Below are 4,271 nucleotides of genomic sequence, written 5' to 3' on the forward strand. Positions count from 1 at the left end.
TGAAAAGAAAAAAGGAAAAGGTAATATCGATAAGTTGAACTATTGTTATCTAACTCTAGCTAGAGGGGATTTTACACAAAAAATTGGACTTGATCGCTTGGGCAGTAATTGATAAAGTAACACCTAATCCGTCAATTGCAATTACTTTCTATGATGCAATTATGTCGTTCTGGGATGGCATTAAAACGACAACAGAGGTTAGAGCACCGCACATTGTTTATAGCTGGTCAATGATTACTACAGCAGTTTTTGCCTACGTACGTCTAGAGAATCAAACAGATGATTATCAATGGCTGTCCCACGTTTCAACAAAAACAAAGGGAGAGATAGGATACCAAATGCCAACAGTAGAGTATAAATATAGCAGTGATGGATGGACCAAAGTACCTACAGCTAAGGTAATTCAAGGAAACAAACCTATCAACATTGAACCGAGCGGTTATAATAGCACTTTAAATGCCATTATCGCGTATAATTCTGGTTCAAGTGTACCTGTACAGGAAGGAGTACAACGCATCCAAATCTCTGGTCCAGAAAGCAAGACTATCCAGTATATTTATCCATACCATCCCCAATTGCCACTTAATTTCGAATAGAAAGGAGCATTTTTATGAAGAAAGTCTATATTATAGTAATATTTATTTTAGTCACCGGTATAATCGTGTTCAATATATTTAGGATAAACAGCTTTTCGCTTGCAATTAAGAAAGCTGGCTTCAATCCCCATGACATTATACCCTTAGAGTCAGACTTTGATGCAAATGGAAATGAGATTAAAATAATAAAGACTAGCTCTAACAGACAAGAAATAGTGCTAGTATATATGGTGAAAAATAAGATGGGCTTCTGGTCTGTTGGCTACTGGTCGCCATATCAATATCCTGACGAGGAATCACAGGAAACACAGCCTGTTTGCATCGGTTGGATGAAACCTGCTGGTGTAAAATGGTATTATATTAATGGAAATAAAACCTTTGAGACAGAATGGCATCTACTGTACTATGGTAATAACGCCATTAAGCTTATTGAGTTTTTACCAGACCAAATTCCGGACAATGTGGCTGTCAATATTCAGCAAGCCGGTAACGAATATAGTATTCACCTTATACATTTTGGTGCTCCAGATGTTCTTAATAACATTAACATGCGTTCAATCCTTCTTGAGGCCAAATGTATTAAAGAATAAACTATTGGCTAGGAATAGCTCCTAGCTCTTTTTTATATAATTCACAATTCTTTAAAGAAAATTAGCTATTCTTAAAGATTCTGTTTATGAAAAGATCATTGGTAGGCAATAGGAGTATTTTAGAAAATCATGTTTATAAGTAATCTGGTAAAAATAATGCACGATAATAATTTTGGGATATAATATGGTCATAATTGGATACAAAAGTGGGAACAGAGCAGAAGTATTTCTGTATATGTTTGGGAAAACTTACAAAGAAATATGTTTAATCCCCGCAAACCTTGAAAGATCTGGTAGCGCGACATATTCATATTCAGCAAATATACAATAACTTAAAGTATTGTTTTAAATAGGAGCTGGAAACTCAGTTTCCGGCTCCTAATGAAATAATATTGCTGATAAAGGAGTTGATAAAATGAAAAGTTTAAGTATTCTGTTGGGTATTGTTTTATTAATGTGTTTAGTGCTCATGTGCTATTCCAAAACAGAAAGTATAGATGATGTCAAAGAGCCTCAAGATTTAACTGTTTCTACAATCCCTACATCCGAACCATACACGGGACTACGCACAGAATCCTATACGATTTCAGAAGACGAGATTCTATTATTGACGATAAAAATTGATAGCCTTAATATCCCTCCAGAAGAATTATGGGCCGTTGATATAAAACCTCGTGTTGATTATTATATTGATTCGGCTGGTAACTTCTACGTTGAGCATGAGAGTCTTCTCCCTAATATTGATGACAAAATATTGTGTGGGGTAGAGAAATACCCATCGAGTGTTATTAAGAAAAGCTGTGAAAATACTTTGGTAATAAAAACAGGTTATTTGTTAATAGACAACGAAGTATTATTTCAAGAAGTTCCATCCATAGAAAATATATCACGGTCAAATCTTTGGGGAACGGCGTTGCTGAAGTGGAATACAATAACACGAAAAAATTAATTCAGCCAAATGAAACCTTGTATGATGTGGTCCCATTTGAAATGAATAATAAAAAGTACACAATCAGATTGACAATAAGGAATTTTGGATTAGTAAGAAAAGATAGTATTAAAGATATAAAGGCTTTATATAGCAGCCAATAGAGCGAAAATTGAAAATTTGCAAACAAATGTGAGATAATCTCTCAGTAAAAAATGATGGGGAGGGATTATCTAATGACACATACGGAACGCGGGCAGCAATGGAAAGCCAGAATTGAAGCCTACAAAGCCAGCTGCTTGTCTGCAAGGGAATTTTGCAGGCAACACAGCATAACCACAAGACAGCTGTACTACTGGCTAAGAAAAGAAACTTTAAAAGAACAGACTGGTAATACGGTGCAATGGTTACCTGTTAGTTTAAGCAGCAAAGAAGACATAGCTTTAAGCGACTTTTTAACCGTAAAAGTGGCTCCTGCTGTAATTGAGGTAAGAGAAGGTTTTAATGAGGGACTACTGCTTCATGTAGTAAAGGTGTTGAGCGCTCTATGTTAGGACTGGCCAGTACTTAAAGGTTTATCTTGCGTGTGGGAGTACCGACATGCGGAAATCAATAGATTCCCTAGCGGCTATCGTACAGCAAAACTTTGAATTGGATCCTTTTTCAAGTGCTTTGTTTGTGTTCTGTAACAAGAGCAGAGACAAGATAAAGATACTACAGTGGGACCACAATGGATTCTGGCTTTACTACAAAAGGCTGGAGAAAGGAATTTTTGATTGGCCCAAGGAAGGCACTGGCACAGCAGAGATAAGCATAAGGGAGCTAAGATGGTTGTTGGATGGAATATTGCTGGAGCAAAAAAGTGCTCATAAGAAAGTTATTGTGAATAACGGTAATATAAAATTTGATTTTAGTGTAAAAACCCCGTCTTTAGCAAACGAAAACTTCGTAAATACTAACATCAGAATACGATATATGGTATAATATTCCGTAAGAAAAACATAACAGAAGATAAATTCAATAAATTAAGGCAAACGGGGTGTAAACGTTGTTCAGGGAGAATAATAAACATCTGCAAACATCAATAATGGAGAGCATCTACTGGATGAACCCAGGTATACGTCAAAAGCTTGAGAAGTCATGGGCACCCATCTTTTATGAAGAGGTATTTTGTAACATTGATGAAAAGCCATTTTCAGTACTTTACAGTGATGTTGGGTGTCCAAACTTTCCAGTCAATATTTTGCTCTCCCTTGAATTTATCAAACACATGAAGAACCTCTCCGATGATGAACTGATAGAGGCTTTCTATTTTAACTACCTGGTAAACTATGCTGTTGGTATAAGGGTTTTAGGAGAGGTCAACCTGGCAGAGAAGACGTTGTATAATTTCAGGAGTAGAATTTATCGATATCTTGTAGAACATCCTGATGAAGAGGATCTTATCTTTGGTCAGTTTTTAAACCTTACGAAGAAGTTTGCAGAGAAAGCGGGCATAAGTTTTTCTGAACAACGTATGGATACTACAATGTTTATGTCGAATATAAAGAAGGCAGGGCGTTTAGCGTTAGCCTTTGATGTTTTACAGAGGGCAGTTAAGGCGATTCCAGAGGATAAACATACAGATGAACTATCGAAGGTACTTGAAGAAGGATTTAAGAAGGAAATGCTATACAAATCGAAACCTTCTGAGAGTGACAGTCGGCTAGAAACTCTTCTCAATATGTGCTATGAGGCTATGAACATATTAGAGGGTATACCTGGTATGGAAAGCAGTGAGGAACTAAGGATAGTCAAGCGTTTTCTATCGGAGCAAGCATATATAGATAATAAGTCTGGGCGGGTAAAAGCAAAGGACAGCAAGGATATACCGACAGACTCGCTGCAGTCCGCATATGATGAAGATGCGACATACCGAAAGAAGGGTACGAAGGGGCAAAGCGGATATGTGCTAGAGATAGCGGAAACCTGTTGTGAGGATAACGCTTTTCAGTTGATGAGAGTTGTCAAGAATTTTGTGTCTGATTAAAGTAACGTAACTGGAAAATTTGTTGTATTTCATAAATGTGAGCATTTATCATTGGTACCGCTTTTTTCCATTTTGTCCGCCTCAAGTTCTCCCTCTGTAAATATATGTTAATTTCCAATACTTCGACA

Annotated in this window: 5 protein-coding genes and 2 pseudogenes; 6 read left to right on the plus strand and 1 reads right to left on the minus strand. The window is 36.7% G+C overall.

Annotation, left to right across the window (positions count from 1 at the left end; all coding sequences use genetic code 11):
- Nucleotides 1–83 precede the first annotated feature (83 nt).
- From BM241_RS11855 to BM241_RS11880, 6 genes and pseudogenes are all read left to right on the plus strand, one after another.
- Nucleotides 84–596, plus strand: coding sequence for a hypothetical protein (locus BM241_RS11855; RefSeq protein WP_025746798.1), 513 nt, complete (start codon nucleotides 84–86; stop codon nucleotides 594–596).
- A gap of 14 nt (nucleotides 597–610) precedes the next feature.
- The gene (locus tag BM241_RS11860; protein ID WP_025746797.1) at nucleotides 611–1,186 is read left to right on the plus strand and encodes a hypothetical protein; all 576 of its coding nucleotides are present in this window, start codon (nucleotides 611–613) and stop codon (nucleotides 1,184–1,186) included.
- A 415-nt stretch (nucleotides 1,187–1,601) separates the two neighbouring features.
- Nucleotides 1,602–2,135 (plus strand): hypothetical protein, encoded by a 534-nt coding sequence (locus BM241_RS11865; protein WP_025746796.1) that lies wholly within the window; start codon nucleotides 1,602–1,604, stop codon nucleotides 2,133–2,135.
- A 215-nt stretch (nucleotides 2,136–2,350) separates the two neighbouring features.
- Nucleotides 2,351–2,668, plus strand: a complete 318-nt coding sequence (gene tnpA / locus BM241_RS11870) for an IS66 family insertion sequence element accessory protein TnpA (RefSeq protein ID WP_092282883.1) — start codon at nucleotides 2,351–2,353, stop codon at nucleotides 2,666–2,668.
- Nucleotides 2,669–2,696: 28 nt separating this feature from the next.
- Nucleotides 2,697–3,098: pseudogene (gene tnpB, locus BM241_RS11875) on the plus strand (IS66 family insertion sequence element accessory protein TnpB); the annotation flags it as partial.
- Nucleotides 3,099–3,162: 64 nt separating this feature from the next.
- Nucleotides 3,163–4,143, plus strand: a complete 981-nt coding sequence (locus tag BM241_RS11880) for a transposase (RefSeq protein WP_025746793.1) — start codon at nucleotides 3,163–3,165, stop codon at nucleotides 4,141–4,143.
- Here BM241_RS11880 and BM241_RS12870 read toward each other — a convergent pair.
- A pseudogene (locus BM241_RS12870) lies at nucleotides 4,121–4,271 on the minus strand (IS256 family transposase); the annotation flags it as partial. The gene BM241_RS11880 and the pseudogene BM241_RS12870 overlap by 23 nt on opposite strands.

The organism is Caldicoprobacter faecalis (genome assembly GCF_900115765.1).
GTDB classification, from domain to species: domain Bacteria; phylum Bacillota; class Clostridia; order Caldicoprobacterales; family Caldicoprobacteraceae; genus Caldicoprobacter; species Caldicoprobacter oshimai.